We start from the raw sequence: 19524 nt of genomic DNA on the forward strand, positions 1-19524 counted from the left end.
GCAGGATCAGGCAACGCGATGGCAGCATCGATCTACTCGATGCGGGGTCGGCGGGTGTGCACTGGGCGCATGCCACTCAACAATTTCGTCACGCTGGGACGCTCCGGCCTGCGCATCAGCCCGTACACCCTGGGTGCGATGACCTTCGGCGAGGACCACGGCTGGGGCGCCCCGGTCGCCGAGTCCGAAGCGATGATCACCGAGTACCTGGAACGTGGCGGCAACTCCATCGACACCGCCAACATCTACACCAACGGCCACTCCGAGAAGATCATCGGTGACTACCTGGCCGCCCGGCCCGGCCTGCGGGACCGGATCGTCCTCGGCTCGAAGTTCTTCGGCAACCTGTTCCCCGGCGACCCGAACGGCGGTGGCGCCGGCCGCAAGGCAGTTGTCGCCCAGGCCGAGGAGTCGCTGCGCCGGCTGCGCACCGACTACCTGGACATCTACTGGCTGCACAACTGGGACCGGGGCGTACCCGTCGAAGAGACGTTGCGTGCGCTCGACGACCTCGCCACGGCCGGCAAGATCCGCTACGTCGGTCTGTCGGACCTGCCCGCCTGGAAGGCCGCCGAGGCGCAGGTCGTCGCGCACTTCCGCGGTTGGACGCCGGCAATCGCCATGCAGCTCGAATACTCGTTGCTCGAACGCACGGTCGAGGGGGAGTTGATCCCGATGGCGGCCGAGCACGGCCTCGGCGTACTCCCGTGGAGTCCGCTGAAGAGCGGCTGGCTCTCCGGCAAGTTCGTCCGTGGCAACAGCAACGTGGACACGACGCGTGCCGCCCTGGTCGGCGGCCCGGCGGAGCGCGACTGGCAGGTGATCGACGTGCTGCACGAGGTCGCTGCCGACGCCGAGGTGACACCGGCGGCAGCGGCGCTGGCCTGGGTCGGCGCCCGACCGGGAGTGTCCTCGGTGCTGATCGGGGCCCGGCGCCTCGACCAACTCAAGGCCAACCTGGCCGCCGTGGACGTGCGGTTGTCACCGGAGCAGACCGCGCGACTCGACGAGGTGTCGGCGCCGGCGCTCAACTTCCCGGCCGACAACAACCGTCTTCTCGCGCCGAGCCTCGCCTTCCCGGGTACGACTGTGGACGACCGCCCGAGCCCCGAGTCGCCCTTCCTCGCCGACGGGGTCAGGTACTGATCGCGTCGCTAGGGATGCGAGGCTGAGAGTGTGCCGTCCCCGCTCGCGCGTCGTGTGTACGAAGCCTGCCACCTGACCGGGTCGTTCCGACTGCGGTCCGGGCAGGTGAGCCCCGAGTACTTCGACAAGTATCTGTTCGAGGGGCAGCCCGGTCTGTTGCGTGACGTGGCCGAGGCGATGGTCGCCCTGCTGCCGGAGTGCGACGTGCTGGCGGGCATGGAGATGGGCGGCATCCCGATCGCCACAGTCATGTCGCAGCTGACCGGGCTGCCCACCGTCTTCGTGCGCAAGCAGGCCAAGGAGTACGGCACCGGCAAGGCGGCCGAGGGCGGCCCGGTGAACGGCCGGCGCGTCGTGGTGATCGAGGACGTGGTCACGACCGGCGGTGCGCTGCTGGCGTCGTGCCGGCTCCTGCGCGCCGGCGGGGCGGTGCTCGAAACGGTGGTGTGCGCGATCGACCGTGAGCAGGGCGGGCGGGAGAACCTGGCCGCCGAGGGGCTGCTGTTGCGGGCCGCCCTCAACCGTCGCGAACTGGAAGCCTCCGCACGGACCTGATGACTGCGGCGGGGTAGCGCAGGCTGTACCCGAGGAGGGCAGCAGGAGGGATCGTCCCGGTATCGGAATTCTTGAACCATTGGTGGCATCAAGCGTTCCGCTACCGAGGAGTCGTCATGCCCCTGCAAGCCCCTCCCTCCACCCGCCGTCGTCGGACCATGCGGATCGCCGCCGGGGCGTTGGCCGCCGTCGCCGTCCTGACCGGCCCACAGGCGTTCGCCGCCGCCGAGTCCAGTCGGCCCGCCGGCGGACGGGACACCGTGCAGCGGCACCTGGACCGGCTGGTCAGCGAGGACGGCTTCCCCGGCGCGCTCGCCTCCGTCCGAGGGGCCGACGGGCGGGTCCGCGACTACACAGCCGGCCCCGTTCCCCGCGACGGCCAGGTCCGCATCGGCAGCAACACCAAGACCTTCACCGCAGTGGTCGTCCTGCAATTGGTGGGGGAGGGGCGCATCGACCTGGACGCCACGGTCGAGCACTACCTGCCCGGCGTCGTGCGGGGCAACGGCAACGACGGCCGCACGATCACCGTACGCCAACTGTTGCAGCAGACGAGCGGCCTGCCCGACTACGACGACGTGCTGTTCACCAAGCAGCAGGACCTCGTCGACAAGAGTCACTCGTACTACCAGCCGCGCCGGCTGGTCGACGCCGCGCTCACGAACGCCCCGCATTTCAAGGCCGGTGCGAAGTGGGAGTACAGCAACACCAACTACGTCCTCGCCGGTCTCATCGTCGAGCAGGTCACCGAACGACCCATCGGCGAGGAGATCACCAACCGCGTCATCCGGCCGCTCGGTCTGCGCGACACGTACTGGCCGGGCGTCGGCGAGCAGCGCCTCCGGGGCACGCACCCGCGCGGCTATGTCGCGGTGGCCCCGGGCGCGGAGTGGGTGGACGTCACCGAGATGGACCCGTCCCTGGGCTGGGCCGCCGGCCAACTGGTGTCGACCCCGGACGAGCTGCGGACCTTCTTCGAGGCGCTCGTCGGCGGCAAGCTGCTCAAGCCCGCGCAGCAGACGGCCATGATGACGACCGTGCCCGCGCCCGGCTTCGAGCCGACCGGCGAGTACGCGTACGGGCTGGGCATCGCCCGGCACGAGCTGCCCTGCGGCGGCGACGCCTGGGGCCACGGCGGCGACATCCAGGGCTTCGAGACCCGCAACCTCGTCACCAGGGACGGCCGCAGCGCCGTCGTCGCGGTGACCGCCCTGCCGACCGGTGAGCAGATGCTCGCCGACGTGAACGAAGGCGTCGAAACGGCGCTGTGCGCCACCGACCGCTGAGGGGGAACAGGCTACTCCTCCCGCGCCCCACGGACCGGATCTCGCCGGTTCGCGGGGCGCGGCGCGCTGCCCGGAGCAGGCCGCCGAGCAGATCCGGCCTCATCGGGTGAGCCCGACGAGCGTGGCCAATCGCGCCACGTGGGTGGCTGCGGAGCCGCTGTGAGCGATCTCGGCGATGAGGGTACGGGCGGCAGGGCGGCAGCGGACTTCGGCGGGCGCGATGGCGTCGGCGTCGGCGAGGGAGCGTCCGGCCGCAGAGAGGTCGCCGAGATCGAGGTAGGCGCGGGCAGCGTCGATGAGGTGGGCGGCTCGATGTTCTGCGGGCAGTCGAGGCCAGTCGTCGCCGCGGACGGCCTGCTCGTGCTGGTGCACGGCGTGGTCGGTGTCGCCGAGGTGCAGTGCGGTGAGGAAGCGGGCGAGCAGCACGGCGCTCGGGCCGAACGCGGTGTGGTGGGCGTCGTCGTCCCCGGTGCTGCGGTCAGCCAGGGCGGTGGCGTGGTCGAGCAGGTCCTCGACGCGGCGGCGCTCGGCACAGGCGGCCGCAGCCATGGCGGCCTGGAGGAGCAGTGTTCCGCGTACCCCAGGGTGGGCCGCGGTGCCGGTGGCAGCGAGGGCCGCGGTGTGGGCGAGTCGATCGCGGCCGAGTGCGCGTAGCGCCTGGGCGACGCTGATGGTGGCGGCGCCGGCGCGGACGGGGTCGCCGGTGGCGGCGGTGACAGCCCGGTCGGCGGCCAGCCAGGCGAGGTCGGGCTCGCCGAGTTTGATGAGTATGCAGGCGGTGATCCGGTACGTGGGCAACAGCAGGGTTGGTGTGGTGTGAGCGGCGTCGAGCAGCGCGGGTAGCGCCCTGAGCAGTGGGGCGTAGTGGGCGTGTTGGTAGCTGAGCCAGGCGTGCGCGACGTGGCGTTGGACCTCACCGGCAGGCGGGGTGCGGGTGGGCCGGTGGTGGTAGTGCGCCAGGGCGGCGCGGACCGCGTCGATGCCGTCCAGGCCGATGGTGGCCGTCGGTGGTGGCTTGCCGGGGGCGAGGAGGACGGCCGGGTCGACGCGTAGCACTGCGGCGATCTCCTGCACGACGGAGTAGCGGTCGAGGCCGCGTACGCCGCGTTCGACCTTGTCGACCCAGCTCTTCGACTTGCCGAGCCGGTCGGCGAGCATCTGCTGGGTCATCCGACGGCGCGCCCGCCACCGGGCCACCCGCCTTCCGACGGGCTCGTCGCGCTCCAACGCTGGCCCGGTCACCTGCCGCGCCCCTCGGGTAGCGGCTGGGTGTGCTGGCCGCAGTGGGGGCACCACCTCGCCTTCACCCGAAACGCCAGCAGCCCGAGCAGAAACCCCGGCACCAGCCCTCCGAACACCATCGCCGCCACTCCGGAAATCACGCATCACCTCGCCTCCTGGCGTGGGTCACGCAACGTGTGACCCTGCACCGACCACGCACCCTGTGAAATCTGCTCGTTGCGTGCAGTAATCAGGGTTGCGCATCAAGTGATGCAAAGCAAGCTTTCCGATGTGATCAACATTGACACGCATCAGGTTAAGGCGAGACAACCGAGTGATGGTGGGGCACGATATGTGCATGCCTCGATTCACTCCTGCAACACCGCGCTCCCGCAGGCTCGGCCGGGAGCTGCGCAAGCTGCGTGAAGCAAAGGGACTGACCGGCGACGGCGCGGCGGGGGTCGTCCGCTGCTCGCCGTCGCGGATCAGTCGGATCGAGTCCGGCGAGATCAAGCCTCGCGTCGGCGACGTCATGGAGTTGTTGGTCGCCTACGGCGTCAAGATTGACGAGGAGCCCGGCACGTCGGTGTTGGAGCAGGCGCGTGGCCTGCGCGAAGAGGGCTGGTGGCAGCGCCTCGGCGGCAAGTACGCCACCTACATCGCGTACGAGACCGAGGCCGTCGAGCTGAAGAACTTCGAGCCGATGCTGGTGCCGGGTCTACTCCAGACCGAGGCGTACGCCCGCGAGGTCAACCTCATCGGCCGGGAGACCGACCCCGGAGGCGTCAAGGAGCGGGTCGCCGCTCGGATGACGCGGCAGGAGGTGCTGCACCGCAAGCCGACACCGCTGCGGATGCACGCCATCCTCTCCGAGGCGTCGGTGCGGACCGAGGTCGGCGGTCCGGCTGTGCTGCGTGAGCAACTCGATCATCTGGTCACGCTGAGCCGGCTGCCGAACGTCACGATCCAGGTGCTGCGCTTCGAGGCTGGTGCGCATTTGGCCATCAGCAGCGGCTTCGTCCTGCTCGACTTCGAGCCGGACGATCCGCCGTTGGGCTACATCGAGACTCTGGCCGGAGAGCTGTTCCTGGAGTCGAGCCGCGACCTGGCGCGGCTGTCGGCGGCGTACGACAATCTGAAGACACTGGCGCGGTCACCGGCCGAGTCGATCAGGTTCATCAAGGAGTTGAGCGAGGATGCCACGTAACGCCTGGCGCAAATCGAGCCGGTCCGGCAACAACGGTCAGTGCGTCGAGGTGCGGGATCGCGGCGCTCAGGTGGACGTGCGCGACTCCAAGGCCCCCGACGCCGGCATGCTGAGCTTCGAGCCAGCCGCCTGGGGCATGTTCATCGACAACATCAAGGTGTCTCACTGACGTGCTGAGGCTTGCGGGGCGGGGCAGCGGTTGATCCCCTGCCCCGCACATTCTCGTGGAAGCGGTGCTCGGCGTTAGCGATGCCGGCTGCCTACAGGTACTCGGCTGCGACTTGCTCCGCGTCGTCCACGAAGTCGTCAAGCTCGGCCGGCGACATCTTCGCCTCAAGGAGTAGCTGTCCGAGAACGAAAACTTCAGCCGCGACCACGGTCTCGGCGGGAATGTTGTCGGCCAGTTCCTCCTCGCCGAGGGCGGCGCGGATGAGGCCCTCCATCTCGAGGGCTGGCAGGGTGTCTCCTTCCTCGTACTGCGCACGGGTCGCCGAGACCCAGGCGGCCACCTCGGTCGGCGTAGCGTCTGCGTCGAAGCGCCGGTGGACGGCGAGGGCGAACGCAGCCCCAATGACCTGAAGGCCGCCGACCCAGCCGCTCCCGCCGATCTCGCCTACCAAGGCATCGGCGGTGTCCCAGTCAGCGCGGGCCAACGCCCGAATCAGGTTGCTCAGTGCACTAACGTCCACGTCTCCAGAACCTCGCAATCAATTTGCCGGTCGTCGTTGCCAACCGGCTTGCCGCCACACCTGCCAGCAAGCCAACTACCACGAGATTTCCTGCGGCCTCGGCACCATCGATCCTTGCCCGAGGTGCCGAGCCCGGGATCGTGGGGGTGCCGGTGCCCGTTGATTGTGTCCCCGAAGGACCTTTGGGGTTGTTGAAAACTTTGATCAACTTTTGAGTCATGTCGGTGGCGTTGGCTGCGTGCTCCTGGAGATCATCAGCCTTCCGGAGAGAGCGGTTGACCCAACCCCGCGCCTTGGCGCGAGCGAGATCACGGCGGTCGCTGTCCGCCAGGAGGTCCTCGCCAGACGGTGGCCCGGAGGCGGCTGCCGCCGATTGCGGTGCCGAACCGGGGGCGATGACGTTCAGAAACTCGGCGACGTTGCGGGCGGCGTCGCTGCTCAACCGGGCGATTCGGTGGACCTTGTCCGCGCCGGTGCGGCTCTGGCTCATCGCCGCCCGCAACTTCGGATGGTCGGTGCCCCTGCCGACACCGGCGTACCGGGCGTTGGCCTCGGCGACATCCGTCGCGGCACGGTTCGCCTGAACCGCGAGTGCGTCCAGTCGGTCGATCGTGGATCTGAGCTGGGCCACCACCTGGGCAAGCAGGCTGCTCACCCCAGCGCCTTCCCGAACTCGTTACCACTCTCCTGTGCGGCGGTGATGGCGCGGAGGGCCAACTTCACCTCGCGTACCGCCTCGGCGATGGCCTTGCGGGCCTTCTCGGCCTCGTCTCGTCGACTGTCATGCAGCGTGGCGAGCATGAACCCAGCCGCCTCGTTCAAGGAGTCGCCGATACCTTCGACAGTTGTTCTGCCCTGGTCGAGCAGTTGGCTCGCTTCTCCGAGGGCTGCCTTGACCTCGCCGATACTCACGGTCAGCCAAGGATGTTGATGTACTGCCGGGCTGCTGCGGTGCTGCCCTGAAGAGTGGTGGCTGCCTCGATCAGGCGCTGCTTGCTCTGCTCGGCTCGGGCGATGGCTTCGGAGAGGGCAGGGTGCCCGGTGCCGGCGGCGACCGCGCGCAGGCGGGCAAGCACCTGCTCGGTGCCCTCGATGGTGGCCCGGATCTGGCTTGTCGTCGTGTTGCTCTGCTCGGCTGCTTGGACAAGCGCGGCTTTGACTTGCTCGATGCTGGCCATGCCGTCCTTCCGATCGACTGCGCGGCGAGGGATGCCGGCGTGCTGCACGTGCAGTAGCGACGCAGACACTACCCAACGTGAATCCCTCTCCGTAGCCCGTCTTCGGGACGTATCCGCTTCCGTCAGGCGTGACGGCCCGGATCGTCGTCAGCCGCCGACGCTCGGGTGGGCGGTATCGGATTGGGCTCCCAGCGGACGCCGGTGATCCCGGCTGCCTGTTCGTGCGCCCGGTTCAGCAGCGCCTCCGCCTCCCGTCGCGCAGCGGTCACGATGCCCTCCGCCTCGAGCCGCGCGACCTCGCGGTGGTCGTCGGCCTGCTCCTCGGCGAGGTCGAGGATCTGCTCCACCCGGGTACCCAGGCCGCTGAGGGTTGGCGTCTCCCGGTTGCCCCGTCGTCGTTGCGGGCCGGTCGCCGCGTCGTCAGCCACCTCGCCGCGGTCGACCAGGCCGTCCTCGACGAGGCGGGCCTCCGTGCCGCCGATCAGGAAGAGCGCGGCTCCGAGCGCGGCGACCGTCACGCCGGACCAGACGGCGGCAGGCCCGAGGGACGGGCCGACCGCGGTGCCGACGCCGAGCCCGACGAGGACGGCGGCGGTCCTGACTGGCTTGCGCACGGGTCCTCCTCGAGTGGCGCAGGTTCCGGTTCCAGCATGACGAGCGAGTCAACCGGTCGACCCTGGATGCACGTCCACCGCGACGGCGCGGTTCGTCGCCCGGGTGGCTGGATTCCCGCCAGGCCGCGGGTCGTCGTGGCGTACACGGTGACCTCCCGCAGCCAGGTGGTGAGGGCGGTGAGAGCGTCCGGCTCGGCCAGCAGGTCCTCGGCGCGGCCGGCGAGGTTTCGGACGCAGGTCTGGAAGACGGCCTGGAGCAGGGACCACCGGGAGGGGAAGTGCCGATGCAGGGTTGCCGAGCCCACCCCGGCGGATCGGGCGATCTCCTCCAGCGACGCGTACGCGCCGTCACGGGCGGTCGCCTCGGTGGCGGCCTTCACGCCCTGCAGGAGGCGGTCGAGCGCGGCCTGCTCTCGGCCATGGTCAACGAGGTCGAGCGGATCAACGAGAACGGCAGCCCCGCCCGCCCGGAGATCGCCCAGGCACTCGGCCTGCTCCTCACCGACTTCCGCACCTGGGCAGGGCGCACGTTCTCCTGACAGCGCGAGCACCGACCGCTGAGTTCGGGACCGCCCTCGCAGCAGTTGAATATGTTCCGGAGCATTCCGAACAATCCGTGAGCAGCCCGTACAGGCGCGCATTGTTCGGGACAGGCATCGACGGTAGCGACCTCCCAGCTGACGCCCATACGTTGATTTCCGTCAAAGCTGTCGTCTCTTGAACGGCAGTTCCCGGGCTCGAGAAGGAGTGCTTATGCAAATCCGTCGTGTTATCTATGCAATGGCAGTCGGAGCCATGCTGGCGGTCGGCGGGATGGCTGCGCCAGCCCAGGCCAGCGATATCTCATTCGCCCCGGAGCCCATTCTGGTGACGTCCGGTTGGGGCCACGGCTGACCGACGCCATCCACCGGTGGCCCGTCGGCATCATCTCGGCTCGGCCCTTGATGCCGGCGGGCTTCCACCCCTACAACCGTCGAGTCAGGAAGTGGTCGCGAGGCTCTCCGGCCGGATCGACGCGACGCGGCGGCGGCGCACCGGATAGAAGATCGGGTGGGAGATGCTCCACGCCGCGCCCTTGCAGACGACCTCCTTGTAGCGGGCCGCCAACCTCCCCGTGAGCAGGGCCGGCTTGGCGCGGTCGTCGGCGGTCACGTACTGGATGATGCCGTCGCGGCGGCCGAGGCTGATGCACTGGTTGAAGTAGCGCAGCGGGGCCTTCGGGATCCTCGTCCGACCGGTCAGGCGCGCGGCGATGGCGTCGGCGGCCTGCCAGGCCATCGGGGTTCCCGAGGCGCAGGACATCCGCAGCGGCCTGCCGCCCGGCCCGGCGGCGAGTCCGGCGTCGCCGACGGCGTACACGTCGGGATGCGACACGGAGCGCATCGTGTCGTCGACGAGGATCTGACCGGTGGCCGCGACCGTCAGGGTCGTGGCGGCGGCGATGGGATGGACGGCGAAGCCTGCCGTCCACACTGTCACCTGGGCGGGGATGGCCCGACCGTCGCCGGTGACCGCGCCGTTCGCCTCCACCCGGGCGATGTCGGTGTGCTCGTGGACGGTGATGCCGAGCCGGTCGCAGACGCCCCGCAGGTGCTGTCGCGCCTTCTCGTTGAGCCAGTCGCCGAGGCCGCCGCGGGCGGCGATCGCGACGTCGAGGTCGGGGCGGGCCTCGGCGATCTCGGTGGCCGCTTCGAGGCCGGTGAGGCCCCCGCCGACGACGAGCACGGTCCCGCCGGCCGCGAGGTGGGCGAGGCGGTCGCGCAACCGCAGCGCCGACGGCCGGCCGGAGACGTCGTACGCGTGCTCGGCGACGCCGGGCACACCGTGGTCGGCGGCGGCGCTGCCGAGGGCGTAGACGAGAGTGTCGTACGCGAGCTCATCGGCGCCACGCTCGTCGGTAACCGCGACGGTCCGGTGTTCGACGTCGACGGCGCCGACCCGGGCGAGGCGGACCCGCACGCCGGTGCCCGCGTACACCTCGCTCAGCTCGTGGCGTGTGAGGTCCTGCCCGGTGGCGAGCTGGTGCATGCGGACCCGCTCGACGAAGTCGCCGGCGGCGTTGACGACTGTGATGTCGACGTCGTCGGGGTGCAGCCGCCTGGCGAGACGTCCGGCGGCTATCGCTCCGGCGTAGCCGGCCCCGAGGACGACGATGCGATGCTTCATGGTGACGCTCCTGTCTCGGTGGGTGGTCACCTCCTGAACCGGACAGCGACGTGATTGCTGACAGGAGTCGGCTATGACCTGGGTCACCAGACGTGCAGGAGTGGTTCCCCGTGCTCGGCGGCGGACCACTGGCGGGTGGCGCGTTCGAGCTTGTCCGGGTTGACCTGGGTGTGGATGGCCGCGACACCCTCGGGTGTCACCTCCAGGGACATGACGCCGACGACCCGGCCGTCGGTCACCACCACCACCGCCGGGCCGCCGTTGACGACCTCGGCGTAGAGCGCGGGACTGCCGCCCACCAGGTTCCGCTTGACGTCGCTCGGCCGGAACAGGCCACGCAGGAACTTCGCCACCGCCAGCGCGCCGGCGATCGGCGTGGTCCGGGCCGGGACCTTGCCGCCGCCGTCACCGACGCTCGTCGCGTCGTCGGTCAACAACTGCACCAACCGCTGGATCTCGCCGCTGTTGGCGGCCGTGAGGAACTCCGTCACGATCCTCCGTGCGGCGGCGCCGTCGACCTCGACGCGAACCCGGTCGGCGCCCACGTGCTGCTTGGCGCGCCGGTAGAGCTGCTGACAGTTCGCCTCGGTCACGCCGAGGATCTCGGCGATCTCAGCGTGCGCGTAGCCGAACGCCTCGCGCAGCACGTACACCGCGCGCTCGTTCGGCGACAGCCTCTCCAGCAGGGTGAGCACCGCCATCGAGACCGATTCGCGCTGCTCGACGGAGTCGACCGGGCCGAGCATCCGGTCCCCGGCGAGGACCGGCTCGGGCAGCCAGGTGCCCACGTACGTCTCCCGCCGGGCGCGCGCCGAGGTGAGCTGGTTGAGGCACAGGTTGGTGAGCACCCTCGTCAGCCACGCCTCCGGCGTCTCGACGTGCTTCCGGTCGGCGGCCTGCCAGCGCAGGAACGTGTCCTGGACCGCGTCCTCGGCGTCACTGGTCGAGCCCAGCAGCCGGTAGGCGATCGCCTCCAGGCGGGCCCGGGAGCGCTCGAACACCTCGACGTCGTCCGGACTCAGCGACATGGCTCGACACTAGCCACCTCCGTCGCGCGGCGATGTCCAGGTTTCCCTCCCCGAGCGTCAGGAGGTGACCTACCCGAGCTGCCAACGCTTGTCGCCTAGGATGAGGCGTATGAGCGCTGAGGCCGTCGGCATGCACATGCCCGCCGTCGTGACGCTCGACGACGTGGCGGCGATGAATGCCGCCGATCCGAACGGCCACCGCTACGAGACCAGCCCCGAGGGGGTCCTGTCGGTCATGCCGCCTCCCGATTCGGACCACGCCATGATCGCCAGCCGGCTCTTCGCCTGGCTGATCATGGCGGGGTGGCCCGCCGAGCAGGTGCTCCAGGTCGCCGGTGTGCGAATCCCGGGCCCGGATGGCGACGGCGGTCGGATTCCCGATCTCAGCGTGTGGCGCAAGCCACCGAGCCGCAGCGTCTGGGCCGCGGTGACGGAGATCGTGCTCGTGGTGGAGATCGTCTCGCCCGGCTCGGAGGCGATGGACTCGGTCACCAAGGTCCGCGAGTACGCGTCGGCGGGCATTCCGCAGTACTGGGTGGTGGACCGCGACGGCGCGCAGACGGTCACGCTGCACCGGCTGGGTGGTGACGGGTCGTACGAGGAGTGCGCGCGGATGCCGCTGGCGTGGCTGCTCCAGACGGCTCCCGGGGACCATCTCGACTGAGCGTCTGGGCCGTGGGGCCGTCCCGCCTGTCGTATGGTGCCGGAATGGCGCACCCGGTGTGGGCGGACGGTGACGCGTACGAGGCGTACGTAGGTCGGTGGAGTCGGCTGGTCGCGGCCGACTTCGTGCGCGGGCTCGCGGTGCCACCCGGGCGGCGCTGGCTGGATGTGGGCTGCGGCACCGGCGCGTTGACCTCGACGGTCCTCGTCGAGGCGGATCCCGCCCGGATCACCGGCATCGATCCCTCGGCGGGCTTCATCGCCCAGGCGCGCGCCCGCGTCGAGGACGCCCGAGCGGGCTTCCACGTCGGTGACGCCCGCGCGCTGCCGATACCCGACCGCGCCGTCGACGTGGTGGTCAGCGGGCTGACGCTCAACTTCGTGCCCGAGCCGGCGCGGGCGGTGGCCGAGTTCGCCCGGGTCGTCCGGCCGGCGGGGGAGGTGGCCGCGTACGTGTGGGACTACGCGGAGGGCATGGCGATGATGCGGCACTTCTGGGCCGCCGCAACGCAGCTCGACCCGGCCTCGGCGGCGCGGGACGAGGCGAATCGCGGCACGGTGGCCGGGCCGGACGCCCTGCGGGAGCTGTGGGTGGACGCCGGTCTGGGGGAGGTGTCGGTCCGGCCGGTGGACGTGCCGACGGTCTTCGCCGACTTCGCCGACTACTGGCGGCCGTTCCTCGGGGGCCAGGGCAGCGCACCGTCGTACGTCACCTCGCTGGGCGAGCCGGAGCGGGAGGCGTTGCGGGACCTGCTGGCCGCCCGGCTGCCGACCGAGCCGGACGGCTCGATCCGGCTCACCGCGCGGGCCTGGGCCGTGCGGAGCACGGCCCGCTGACGAAGGCGTCGAGTGCACGCCACCCCCGGGTCACCCCTTCCGGGGGACCGGTCACCCGTCACTGGTCGACGACTGCCGTCAGGGCGGCACGCTGCGGCCACGTCTCGTCGGTCATGCAGTCCGTGAGGCAGGACAGGCTGAACGCCAGCGGCCACGAGGCGCTGTGCCTGTTCTCGGCCGGCAACAGCGCCAGTGGGGCGTCCGGGTCCCACTCGCCTGTGGGTGGGACGTGCACCGCCAGCACCTCACCCACGTACGGCCGCTCGTTCCAGCGGACGGCCCGGCGCAGCACCTGCTCGGCGGTGACCTTGAGCAGCGTGACGGTGCAGAACTCGGGCATGCCACCGCGGCTCATCCAGCGCCCGAAGCCGAGGACCGCGCTCTCGGCGATCTCGTGTGGTTCGAGGTGGCACTCCTCGCGCAGCTCCCGCAGCGCGCCGGCGACGATGACCTCCTGGAGGCTGGGCGCGGCGACCGTAGCCGCCGCGTCCTGCGGCTCCAGCGAACCGGAGCCGGAGGGGGCGATGAGCCCGGGGCTGCCCACGTTGTCCCGGGTCTGCGCGACGAGCAGGAGCCGCCCGTCGATGGTGAAGGCCACCGTGGAGATTCCCACGACGTTCGCCAGCCGGCTGTCGGCGAATCTCCGCAGCCGCTTGCGATGGTCGAGGAGCAGGTCCCGCCCGCGCATGGCGAGGGTGTCCCGGCCCGCCTCGTAGACGTCGTAGGGGGCGAGGAGGTTGCTGCAGAAGAAGTCGAAGTACTGCGCCGGTCGCAGCGTGACCACCGGGTCGTCGGCGCCGGTGGGCAGGTCGTCGGCGAGGCCTAGCGCGGCCCCGTTGTACATGGTGGCCGTGCGGGCGTGCCGGGCCAGGAAGTCGAACGACCAGCGCCGCAGGTCCCGTCCGAGGACGTAGCTCGTCGGCGACACGACACAGCGGATTCGCTGGCCGCGTAGGCGAGCACTCTCGGCGGTGGGGACGACGCCTGTGCTGTGGGCGCTCGTCAGGACCCGCTTCGGGTCGGAGACCTGCTCGGCGACGTCCCGGTAGTCGTCGCCGTCGCGGGGGTGGAAGCGGAACTGTCGGGTCCGCCGACGGTTGGCGAGGATCTCCAGCGTCGACACCAGGACACCGGCCGTGGCCGCCCCGACGCTGAGCGCCAGCGGTGGGCTCTGTGCCGCGGTCGCCGCGCTCAGGACCGCCAGGCCGACGCCGGCGGCGGTCAGGCGATACCGCCAGAGGCCCTGCCGCCAGATGCTCATCGTCGTGCTGACTCTTCTCGCCGTCCTGAGCACTCGGCACCTTTTCGGGTCGCGCCTGACGGAGACGACCGCATGGTATCCGCAGCGGAAACCGTCACAATCCAGCCGAGTTGCGGTCCAAGTTTACGAATGTGTCCGCGCCTTCGCCGTACGACGCGCCGCACCGCCCGACCGTCGCGCAGGACATCGGCCGGGTCCGCCCCCGGGGCGGCGGGCGCGGTGTCGCCAACCTGACAAGACGGCAAAGCCCCTGGTAGAGCACTGTTAGGGCAGGTGGGAAGGGTACAGATAGCGAGCCACGCATCGGAATCCCACGGCCCGGTGCGGACAGCATCGTCCGCACCGACGAGGCCACCACCCAGCCCGGCCCCGCCGACGCGGCCGACACGGCGTAGCCCGCCAGCCGACGTCTACGGCCCGGCCACGGCTGCCGCCGACACCGCTACGGGCGCCCGCAGCAGTGCCACCGCCTATCGGGACCTTCAAGGCGTCGCCTCGGGTCACGCCATCGTCCCGGCTTCCTCTTGCACATCCGTGCACCACCGCCGGGACCGGCGTCGCTCAACCGCGCCCCGCTCCGGCGACCAATCAGAGAGGGTCCGACATGGCCACTCCCACCGTGACCGCAGCACTGAACGGATCGGTCTTCACACCGGGACAACAGATGCTGCTGACCGTCACCTACTCCGATGCCGACACCCAACCGCTGACCGTCACCATCGTGATCACCGACGCGAAGGGCAACAGCAGCGCGCCGGTCAAGACCACAGTGGTCATCGACCCTCTCACCCTGACCGTCACCGATGACTCCGGGCGCGCCTGGGCCCGGGTCTCCGACAACGGCGCCGTCGCCGTGTACCGGTCGGTGGCGTGATGGCCCGCGTCACCGTCTCGGTGCGGGACGCCGGCGGCCACACCGCCACCGCAACCGCTGACTACACGATCCGCCGACCGGTGCTCGGCGGCTACTACCTGTCCGGCGGCGCCGACCCGACCGCCGACATGGCAGGCGGCAACTTCCGCTCGCTGACCCAGTACCGCAGCTTCGCCGACGCGTACATCTTCCCCGGCTACAACCGGCCCTGGCTGATCACTCTCGGCCAGTCCGGGGTGATGATGAACATGGTCCTGGAGCTGAAGCACTACGGCGCCCCGGACGGGCCGCAGACCTTCACCGTGGACGGCACCACCTACACCGTGCCGGCGCCGTCGATGACCATCCTGCAGCGTCCCGGCACGACCTGGCCGAAGGCGTACGGGTACGGCCAGGTCGTCAACGGCCAGTGCGACGGGTTGTTCGCCCGTGCCCTGTCCCAGTACCGCACGCTCGGCTTCGGGGTGAACATCCAGCTCGCCTCGGAGTTCGACACCGACCACGAGTTCGGCACCACCGAGGCCGGTGTGGCGTACACCTGGGCGCAGTCCGATGCCCGCGCCGTGCAGGCCGTCAACTACATCCTCACCTGGTTCAAGGCGCGCACACTGCCAGGGGGGACGACCTTCTCGGTGGGAATCGCCGGCTTCAACCGGGACTGCTTCCGCCGCATCCACCCGGAGGAGCTGATGGCGCGGCTGGACTTCCTGCAGTGGAACGCGTACGCCACCAACGCCAGCCACACCGCGCTGGCCCGTTTCCGCAGGACGAAGGACTGGGCGGTGGCCGACCTCGGCCCGGTGGCCCTGTCCCGTCCGGTGCTGATCGCCGAATGGGGAGTACGGGTGGCCGAGATCCCCAACCAGGCCGCCTGGATCGCGACCGTGCCGGCAGCCATCATTCAGCTCAACGCCGAGGGCGCGCCCTGGATCGCGCGGACCAACTACTTCAACTCGGGCTGGGGCACCCTGACCCCGAAGGAGACCGGGCTGGCCGCACTGCGAGCGGCGTATGCAACCCCGCCGTACGTCTGATCGGTCCGGCGACGTCTGACCGCCACCGCGGGCCCCGCCGGCGCAGGCCGGCGGGGGCCGCTCAGCCCTCGCCGAACCGCTTGGCGTACGTGTCGCGCAGCTCGGCCCAGCCGATGTTCTTGGCCTAGGCGCCCACTGCGCGAGCTGCGCCGGGTGCGGCTACCTATGCTCGGACCATGGAACTGCGGATCTTCACCGAGCCCCAGCAGGGTGCCAGCTACGACCAGTTGCTCGCGGTGGCCCGCCGCGCCGAGGACGCCGGCTTCGGCGCGTTCTTCCGGTCCGACCACTACCTCAGGATGGGCGCGGGAAGCGGCGACCCCGGCCCCACCGACGCGTGGACCACGCTCGCCGGCCTGGCCCGCGACACCACCCGCATCCGGCTCGGCACGCTGATGACCGCCGCCACGTTCCGGCTGCCCGGCCCGCTGGCGATCACCGTGGCGCAGGTCGACCAGATGAGCGGCGGCCGGGTGGAGCTGGGCATCGGCACCGGCTGGTACGCCGACGAGCACACCGCGTACGGCATCCCGTTCCCGGCGCTGGGCGAGCGGTTCGACCGGCTGGAGGAGCAGCTCGCCGTCATCACCGGGCTGTGGTCCACGCCGGCGGGGGAGCGGTTCGACCACGCCGGCCGCTACTACCCGGTCAGCGACTCCCCGGCCCTGCCCAAGCCGGTGCAGCAGCCCCGCCCGCCGATCCTGCTCGGCGGAATGGGCCCGAAGCGTACGCCCCGGTTGGCCGCCCGCTACGCCGACGAGTTCAACCTCCCGTTCGCCTCGGTGTCGGACTCCGCGGCGCAGTTCGAACGGGTCCGCGCGGCGTGCGCCGAGATCGGTCGGGACCCGGGCGACCTGGTCTGGTCCAACGCCCTGGTCCTCTGCTGCGGGCGCGACGACGCCGAGGTGGCCCGCCGGGCCGCCGCCATCGGCCGCGAGCCGGACGAACTGCGGGCCAACGGTCTCGCCGGTACGCCCGACGAGGTCCTGGAGACCATCGGCCGGTACGCGAAGATCGGCAGCCAGCGGCTCTATCTCCAGGTACTGGACCTGACCGACCTGGACCACCTCGACCTGGTGGCCAGCGAGGTCATGGCCAACCTCTGAGCCCGGTCCCGGCCGTCGCGTCAGGCGCGGTGGTGGGCGTGGTGGCCCGTGTCGCGCAGCACGGTGTCCAGCCGGCCGTCCCGGTCGCTGTCCACATAGGTGATGTCCGGTACGCCGTCGCCGTCCACGTCGATCTGGACGACGTCGGCGAGGCCGTCCCCGTCGAGGTCGGTGACCACCTCGACCGAGCCGTCCAGGTGTCGCGTCACGATCGACAGTGGCCCGGCGGCGGGTTCGCGCGGCGGTGGACCGGGCGCCGGAACGGGCGTCGGCGCGGGCGCGGGGGCCGGCGTCGGACGGGGGCCCGGTGTGGGCGACGGGTGGCTCGACAACCGGGCGCCCGGCGGGGCGCTGGCCGCCTCGACCGCGCTGCCGGTCGGGTCCAGCTCCTCCTCCGACGGGAAGACGTCGCCCCGCGGGGCCGGATCACGATAGCTGCTCATGCGCGTAGGGTTCCCCGACGATGACGAGAACAACCGTGCCCGATCGTCCGGTGTCCGTAGCGCCCGGTCTGTCGGAGGATGCGGGGACCGACGCCACGGTCATGAACGGGGGTTCGAGCGTGGAGCTGCGCCGGAGCCGGGGGGCCCGGATGCTCGCCCTGGCGTGCGTACTCGGTGGAGTGCTCTTGTTGGCCTTTCCCAGCGACGGCGCCCTGTTACGGACGATCATCGCCGTGGGCGCGATCGCGCTCGGCGCGGTGGCGCTGGTCAGCGCGGTGCGGCCGTTCCGCTTCGGGATCACCCCGGACGGGCTCAGCATCCGGCGGCCCGGTCTGCGCCGGGAGATCCGGTGGGCCGAGGTCGACGCGCTGGTCCTCGACGAGCCGCCCCGCCGCGACGGCTACTCGACACCGCCGCGCCTGCTGCTGGTGCCCGCCGCGGGGGTGACGTTCGACCCGGTCACCGCCCGCCACCCGATCGACGGCCGGCCGGCCATCGAGCTGCTCGTCTTCGACCAGGTCCGGGAGCAGCCCGAGCAGGTGGCCGCCGCGCTCACCCGCTGCGCCGGGGACCGTTTCGTCGACCTGCTCGCTCTGCGCCGCGCCGCGTTCGCCGCCCCGGACCTGCCCGTCGGCCTGCGCGGCTATCAGATGGACCGGGTCGACCGGTTGATCCGACGCGGACAGGACGCCCTGCTGTCCGGGGACGCGGCGACCCGGCAGGCGGCCCGGGGTGAGATCGAACGCGCCGTGGCCGCCGGGCTGCCGATCGCCCAACGTGGTTACGGCGCGCTCCAGACGGATACGGTTCTGGGCGCCCTCGTCGCCGCGTTGGCCGACCATCAGTCCACCGATCGGGAGAGCACCGCATGACCGCGCAGGACCAGCACCTGACGTCGAGCACCGACGTGCCCCGCCGTAACTGGGCCGGCAACGTGCGCTACGCCGCCCGGCAGTTCCACCGCCCCACCACCGTCGACGAGGTGCGCCGGCTGGTCGCCGGCAGCTCCCGGATCCGCGCGGTGGGCACCGGACACTCCTTCAACCGCCTCGGTGACACCACCGGAGACCTGGTCTCGCTCGCCGGCCTGCCCCCGACCATCGAGGTCGACGCCGAGCGCGGGCGGGTCACCGTCGCCGGGGCGCTGCGCTACGGCGACGTCGCCCAGCACCTGCACACGCAGGGGTACGCGCTTGCCAACCTCGCCTCGCTGCCGCACATCTCGGTCGCCGGCGCGGTGGCCACCGCCACCCACGGCTCCGGCCCCGTCCACGGCAACCTGGCCACCTCGGTCGCCGCCCTGGAGCTGGTCACCGCCGACGGGGAGCTGACGCGCGTGGACCGCGACACCGATGGCGACACGTTCGCCGGCATGGTGGTCGGGCTCGGCGCGCTCGGCCTGGTCACCCGGGTCACCCTGGACCTGGTGCCGGCGTTCGAGCTGCGCCAGTACGTGCGCCTCGACCTTGCTGCCGAGGCGCTGGACGAGGCGTTCGACTCGGCGTACAGCGTGAGCGTGTTCACCGACTGGCGTACGCCGCGGCTGCGCGAGGTGTGGCGCAAGCAGCTCGCGGACCAGCCCCCGCCGGAGGCGGACTGGCTCGGCACCACGGCCGCCGACCAGCCGCGACACCCGGTGCTCGGCATGCCGGCGGAGAACTGCACCCCGCAGCTCGGCGTCCCGGGTCCGTCGCACGAGCGGTTGCCGCACTTCAAGCTCGGCTTCACCCCGAGCAGCGGTGACGAGCTTCAGTCCGAATACCACCTGCCGCGTACGGCGGCGGCCGAGGCGCTCGCCGCACTGGCCGAGGTGGCGCACCTGATCGCCCCGCTGTTGCAGGTCTGCGAGCTGCGGACGGTGGCTGCCGACGAGTTGTGGCTCAGCCCCAACCACGGGCGGGACAGCTTCGTGGTCCACTTCACCTGGGTCGACGACGCCGCCGCGGTGCTGCCGGTGCTCGCCGAGGTGGAGGAGCGCCTGGCGCCGTTCGCGCCCCGACCGCACTGGGGCAAGGTCTTCGTCACCGACCCGACCGAGCTGGCCACCCGTTACCCCCGGCACGCCGACTTCGCCGCCCTGCTGACCCGCCTGGACCCGACCGGGAAGTTCCGCACCGACCTGCTGGACCGCTACTTCCCGCGCTGACCCGACCCGCCTCCGGACCCCTCCGCCCCGGTTGATCATGAAGTTATTGCCACCCTGCCCGGCGTGTCGG

24 protein-coding genes are annotated in these 19524 nt (G+C 71.1%); 13 read left to right on the forward strand and 11 right to left on the reverse strand.

Annotated elements, in window-relative coordinates:
- Positions 1–69: 69 nt before the first annotated feature.
- The 3 genes from ACGFIE_RS17860 (at position 70) to ACGFIE_RS17870 (ending at position 2987) form a co-directional block, all read left to right on the forward strand.
- On the forward strand, positions 70–1146 hold the full coding sequence (locus ACGFIE_RS17860; RefSeq protein WP_393295881.1) for an aldo/keto reductase: 1077 nt from the start codon (positions 70–72) through the stop codon (positions 1144–1146).
- 30 nt (positions 1147–1176) lie between these two features.
- Positions 1177–1701, forward strand: coding sequence for an orotate phosphoribosyltransferase (gene pyrE, locus ACGFIE_RS17865; RefSeq protein ID WP_393295883.1), 525 nt, complete (start codon positions 1177–1179; stop codon positions 1699–1701).
- A 116-nt stretch (positions 1702–1817) separates the two neighbouring features.
- The gene (locus tag ACGFIE_RS17870; RefSeq protein ID WP_393295885.1) at positions 1818–2987 is read left to right on the forward strand and encodes a serine hydrolase domain-containing protein; all 1170 of its coding nucleotides are present in this window, start codon (positions 1818–1820) and stop codon (positions 2985–2987) included.
- 99 nt (positions 2988–3086) lie between these two features.
- Here ACGFIE_RS17870 and ACGFIE_RS17875 read toward each other — a convergent pair whose 3' ends face one another.
- The gene (locus tag ACGFIE_RS17875) at positions 3087–4229 is read right to left on the reverse strand and encodes a helix-turn-helix domain-containing protein (protein WP_393295887.1); all 1143 of its coding nucleotides are present in this window, start codon (positions 4227–4229) and stop codon (positions 3087–3089) included.
- Between the two features lie 337 nt (positions 4230–4566).
- On the opposite strand from ACGFIE_RS17875, the gene ACGFIE_RS17880 reads away from it, so the two are divergent.
- Positions 4567–5415 carry a helix-turn-helix domain-containing protein gene (locus ACGFIE_RS17880; protein ID WP_393295889.1) on the forward strand — a complete coding sequence of 283 codons (849 nt, stop codon included), beginning with the start codon at positions 4567–4569 and terminating at the stop codon, positions 5413–5415.
- Positions 5405–5584 carry a DUF397 domain-containing protein gene (locus ACGFIE_RS17885; RefSeq protein WP_393295891.1) on the forward strand — a complete coding sequence of 60 codons (180 nt, stop codon included), beginning with the start codon at positions 5405–5407 and terminating at the stop codon, positions 5582–5584. Before ACGFIE_RS17880 ends, ACGFIE_RS17885 begins: the two co-directional genes overlap by 11 nt.
- Positions 5585–5675: 91 nt before the next feature.
- Here the strand turns inward: ACGFIE_RS17885 and ACGFIE_RS17890 are convergent, their stop codons facing one another.
- The 6 genes from ACGFIE_RS17890 to ACGFIE_RS17915 form a co-directional block, all read right to left on the reverse strand.
- Complete coding sequence (locus tag ACGFIE_RS17890) at positions 5676–6104, reverse strand: hypothetical protein (protein WP_393295893.1); 429 nt, start codon at positions 6102–6104, stop codon at positions 5676–5678.
- Positions 6094–6759 carry a hypothetical protein gene (locus ACGFIE_RS17895; RefSeq protein WP_393295895.1) on the reverse strand — a complete coding sequence of 222 codons (666 nt, stop codon included), beginning with the start codon at positions 6757–6759 and terminating at the stop codon, positions 6094–6096. The genes ACGFIE_RS17890 and ACGFIE_RS17895 overlap by 11 nt, the downstream gene beginning before the upstream one ends.
- The gene (locus ACGFIE_RS17900) at positions 6756–7016 is read right to left on the reverse strand and encodes a hypothetical protein (protein WP_393295897.1); all 261 of its coding nucleotides are present in this window, start codon (positions 7014–7016) and stop codon (positions 6756–6758) included. Before ACGFIE_RS17900 ends, ACGFIE_RS17895 begins: the two co-directional genes overlap by 4 nt.
- Before the next feature lie 2 nt (positions 7017–7018).
- Positions 7019–7282, reverse strand: a complete 264-nt coding sequence (locus ACGFIE_RS17905; RefSeq protein ID WP_393295899.1) for a hypothetical protein — start codon at positions 7280–7282, stop codon at positions 7019–7021.
- Positions 7283–7404: 122 nt separating this feature from the next.
- Positions 7405–7896, reverse strand: a complete 492-nt coding sequence (locus ACGFIE_RS17910) for a DivIVA domain-containing protein (RefSeq protein WP_393296426.1) — start codon at positions 7894–7896, stop codon at positions 7405–7407.
- A complete protein-coding gene (locus ACGFIE_RS17915) occupies positions 7797–8276 on the reverse strand; it encodes a TetR/AcrR family transcriptional regulator (protein ID WP_393295900.1) in 480 nt (159 codons plus the stop codon). Before ACGFIE_RS17915 ends, ACGFIE_RS17910 begins: the two co-directional genes overlap by 100 nt.
- Here ACGFIE_RS17915 and ACGFIE_RS17920 point away from each other — a divergent pair.
- Positions 8181–8435, forward strand: coding sequence for a hypothetical protein (locus ACGFIE_RS17920; protein WP_393296428.1), 255 nt, complete (start codon positions 8181–8183; stop codon positions 8433–8435). The two genes, ACGFIE_RS17915 and ACGFIE_RS17920, sit on opposite strands and share 96 nt — an antisense overlap.
- A 439-nt stretch (positions 8436–8874) precedes the next feature.
- Here ACGFIE_RS17920 and ACGFIE_RS17925 read toward each other — a convergent pair whose 3' ends face one another.
- Both ACGFIE_RS17925 and ACGFIE_RS17930 read right to left on the reverse strand, forming a co-directional pair.
- Positions 8875–10062: an NAD(P)/FAD-dependent oxidoreductase gene (locus ACGFIE_RS17925; RefSeq protein WP_393295902.1), complete on the reverse strand. Its 1188-nt coding sequence runs from the start codon at positions 10060–10062 to the stop codon at positions 8875–8877.
- A gap of 83 nt (positions 10063–10145) precedes the next feature.
- Positions 10146–11090: an RNA polymerase sigma-70 factor gene (locus ACGFIE_RS17930; protein ID WP_393295904.1), complete on the reverse strand. Its 945-nt coding sequence runs from the start codon at positions 11088–11090 to the stop codon at positions 10146–10148.
- A 109-nt stretch (positions 11091–11199) separates the two neighbouring features.
- On the opposite strand from ACGFIE_RS17930, the gene ACGFIE_RS17935 reads away from it, so the two are divergent.
- Positions 11200–11754, forward strand: coding sequence for a Uma2 family endonuclease (locus tag ACGFIE_RS17935; RefSeq protein ID WP_393295906.1), 555 nt, complete (start codon positions 11200–11202; stop codon positions 11752–11754).
- Between the two features lie 44 nt (positions 11755–11798).
- Positions 11799–12590 carry a class I SAM-dependent methyltransferase gene (locus ACGFIE_RS17940; protein ID WP_393295908.1) on the forward strand — a complete coding sequence of 264 codons (792 nt, stop codon included), beginning with the start codon at positions 11799–11801 and terminating at the stop codon, positions 12588–12590.
- A gap of 58 nt (positions 12591–12648) precedes the next feature.
- On the opposite strand, the gene ACGFIE_RS17945 is transcribed toward ACGFIE_RS17940, so the two are convergent.
- Positions 12649–13851, reverse strand: coding sequence for a hypothetical protein (locus tag ACGFIE_RS17945; RefSeq protein WP_393295910.1), 1203 nt, complete (start codon positions 13849–13851; stop codon positions 12649–12651).
- Positions 13852–14455: 604 nt separating this feature from the next.
- Between ACGFIE_RS17945 and ACGFIE_RS17950 the strand changes: the two genes are divergently transcribed.
- The 3 genes from ACGFIE_RS17950 to ACGFIE_RS17960 all read left to right on the forward strand — a co-directional run bounded on the left by ACGFIE_RS17950 (position 14456) and on the right by ACGFIE_RS17960 (position 16865).
- Positions 14456–14725: a hypothetical protein gene (locus ACGFIE_RS17950; RefSeq protein WP_363683476.1), complete on the forward strand. Its 270-nt coding sequence runs from the start codon at positions 14456–14458 to the stop codon at positions 14723–14725.
- The gene (locus ACGFIE_RS17955) at positions 14725–15759 is read left to right on the forward strand and encodes a hypothetical protein (RefSeq protein WP_393295912.1); all 1035 of its coding nucleotides are present in this window, start codon (positions 14725–14727) and stop codon (positions 15757–15759) included. The genes ACGFIE_RS17950 and ACGFIE_RS17955 overlap by 1 nt, the downstream gene beginning before the upstream one ends.
- Positions 15760–15935: 176 nt before the next feature.
- Positions 15936–16865, forward strand: coding sequence for an LLM class F420-dependent oxidoreductase (locus tag ACGFIE_RS17960; protein WP_393295914.1), 930 nt, complete (start codon positions 15936–15938; stop codon positions 16863–16865).
- Positions 16866–16885: 20 nt separating this feature from the next.
- On the opposite strand, the gene ACGFIE_RS17965 is transcribed toward ACGFIE_RS17960, so the two are convergent.
- Positions 16886–17308 carry a hypothetical protein gene (locus ACGFIE_RS17965; RefSeq protein ID WP_393295916.1) on the reverse strand — a complete coding sequence of 141 codons (423 nt, stop codon included), beginning with the start codon at positions 17306–17308 and terminating at the stop codon, positions 16886–16888.
- Between the two features lie 20 nt (positions 17309–17328).
- Between ACGFIE_RS17965 and ACGFIE_RS17970 the strand changes: the two genes are divergently transcribed.
- Together ACGFIE_RS17970 and ACGFIE_RS17975 are read left to right on the forward strand one after the other, a co-directional pair.
- Positions 17329–18180 (forward strand): hypothetical protein, encoded by an 852-nt coding sequence (locus tag ACGFIE_RS17970; protein ID WP_393295918.1) that lies wholly within the window; start codon positions 17329–17331, stop codon positions 18178–18180.
- Positions 18177–19454 (forward strand): FAD-binding protein, encoded by a 1278-nt coding sequence (locus ACGFIE_RS17975; protein WP_393295920.1) that lies wholly within the window; start codon positions 18177–18179, stop codon positions 19452–19454. The genes ACGFIE_RS17970 and ACGFIE_RS17975 overlap by 4 nt, the downstream gene beginning before the upstream one ends.
- Positions 19455–19524: the final 70 nt, after the last annotated feature.

Origin of the sequence: Micromonospora sp. NPDC049275 (genome assembly GCF_043197115.1) — a bacterium.
GTDB lineage: Bacteria > Actinomycetota > Actinomycetes > Mycobacteriales > Micromonosporaceae > Micromonospora.

Coding starts and splice junctions, on each gene's coding strand:
- ACGFIE_RS17860 (WP_393295881.1), top strand. CDS start 70: ATGCCACTCAACAATTTCGTCACGCTGGGACGCTCCGGCCTGCGCATC.
- ACGFIE_RS17870 (WP_393295885.1), top strand. CDS start 1,818: ATGCCCCTGCAAGCCCCTCCCTCCACCCGCCGTCGTCGGACCATGCGG.
- ACGFIE_RS17880 (WP_393295889.1), top strand. CDS start 4,567: ATGCCTCGATTCACTCCTGCAACACCGCGCTCCCGCAGGCTCGGCCGG.
- ACGFIE_RS17885 (WP_393295891.1), top strand. CDS start 5,405: ATGCCACGTAACGCCTGGCGCAAATCGAGCCGGTCCGGCAACAACGGT.
- ACGFIE_RS17905 (WP_393295899.1), bottom strand. CDS start 7,282: ATGGCCAGCATCGAGCAAGTCAAAGCCGCGCTTGTCCAAGCAGCCGAG.
- ACGFIE_RS17920 (WP_393296428.1), top strand. CDS start 8,181: ATGCAGGGTTGCCGAGCCCACCCCGGCGGATCGGGCGATCTCCTCCAG.
- ACGFIE_RS17925 (WP_393295902.1), bottom strand. CDS start 10,062: ATGAAGCATCGCATCGTCGTCCTCGGGGCCGGCTACGCCGGAGCGATA.
- ACGFIE_RS17930 (WP_393295904.1), bottom strand. CDS start 11,090: ATGTCGCTGAGTCCGGACGACGTCGAGGTGTTCGAGCGCTCCCGGGCC.
- ACGFIE_RS17935 (WP_393295906.1), top strand. CDS start 11,200: ATGAGCGCTGAGGCCGTCGGCATGCACATGCCCGCCGTCGTGACGCTC.
- ACGFIE_RS17940 (WP_393295908.1), top strand. CDS start 11,799: ATGGCGCACCCGGTGTGGGCGGACGGTGACGCGTACGAGGCGTACGTA.
- ACGFIE_RS17945 (WP_393295910.1), bottom strand. CDS start 13,851: ATGAGCATCTGGCGGCAGGGCCTCTGGCGGTATCGCCTGACCGCCGCC.
- ACGFIE_RS17950 (WP_363683476.1), top strand. CDS start 14,456: ATGGCCACTCCCACCGTGACCGCAGCACTGAACGGATCGGTCTTCACA.
- ACGFIE_RS17955 (WP_393295912.1), top strand. CDS start 14,725: ATGGCCCGCGTCACCGTCTCGGTGCGGGACGCCGGCGGCCACACCGCC.
- ACGFIE_RS17960 (WP_393295914.1), top strand. CDS start 15,936: ATGGAACTGCGGATCTTCACCGAGCCCCAGCAGGGTGCCAGCTACGAC.
- ACGFIE_RS17965 (WP_393295916.1), bottom strand. CDS start 17,308: ATGAGCAGCTATCGTGATCCGGCCCCGCGGGGCGACGTCTTCCCGTCG.
- ACGFIE_RS17970 (WP_393295918.1), top strand. CDS start 17,329: ATGACGAGAACAACCGTGCCCGATCGTCCGGTGTCCGTAGCGCCCGGT.
- ACGFIE_RS17975 (WP_393295920.1), top strand. CDS start 18,177: ATGACCGCGCAGGACCAGCACCTGACGTCGAGCACCGACGTGCCCCGC.